At 56.5% G+C, this 821-nt stretch carries 1 protein-coding gene; it reads right to left on the bottom strand.

The window, feature by feature from the left end:
* Positions 1–338: 338 nt before the first annotated feature.
* Complete coding sequence (locus ACH107_RS33220; RefSeq protein ID WP_412509842.1) at positions 339–668, bottom strand: M23 family metallopeptidase; 330 nt, start codon at positions 666–668, stop codon at positions 339–341.
* Between the last annotated feature and the right edge of the window lie 153 nt (positions 669–821).

Raw genomic sequence — 821 nt, 5'->3', positions numbered from 1 at the left:
ATTTGAAGAGGCAGTCAGCACCATTCGCAACGAAGGCGCAGTCGCTTTCGCCAACGGTGATTCAAACGTCGTCCCGTTTAAGTAGTAGGCGAACGGCCCGAAACTACCATTCATCGCTGGACACGTCTCTGCCGTACGGCTTCACCAGAACGGTCATTCGCCGCGTGCGCGAATTACCGACAGTTCCAAATTCTTGCAACACGGACCTCCCGATTCTTCGCGGAACGTACTCCGTTTTCGCACGCTGCATCCCGGAATGCGTCCCGGGAGAAGGATGGAAAGCTGACCGGTCGCCTCGCCGGACCGGAGCTGAAGTCGCCGATCACGTTGACGCGGTGTCAGCCTTCTTCGATGGGACGGTTAAATTGCTCAATTCCAAGCACTCTCGTCAGTTCATTTTTGGCGCGGTCGAGTAGCATTCGGGCGGAATGGATATCCGGTCGCTCAGTGGACATCTTGACGAGCCATTCGTACGCCAGTGGCGGTACAGGCTGCCCGTCAACGATGATCTCGTAATGCAGATGCGGTGCGGTCGAGGTACCTGTCGATCCGACGCTCCCTAAATCGTCACCCGCGGCAATTCGTTGACCCACCTCGATCGTCTCGCTCGTGGCGCTAAGATGGGCATAGATCGTGCGCGCATTCTGCGGATGTTCGATCTCGACCATGAGACCGTATCCGCTTCGGCGCCCGATGAAGGCAATGTTGCCGGTCTGCGTGGCTGTGCGTCTTCAGATAATTTGGGACATCAGAGCGTGCTTTCGTTTGGAGGCTCTGGCTCATCCTTGATTGAGTTTACGCGTTTTCAGTTTGGTGGCGCA

It is taken from the genome of Roseovarius halophilus (ex Wu et al. 2025) (genome assembly GCF_047086965.1).
Note: the sequence above shows the minus strand (reverse complement) of the source record. Positions and strands in the feature narration are given on the sequence as shown.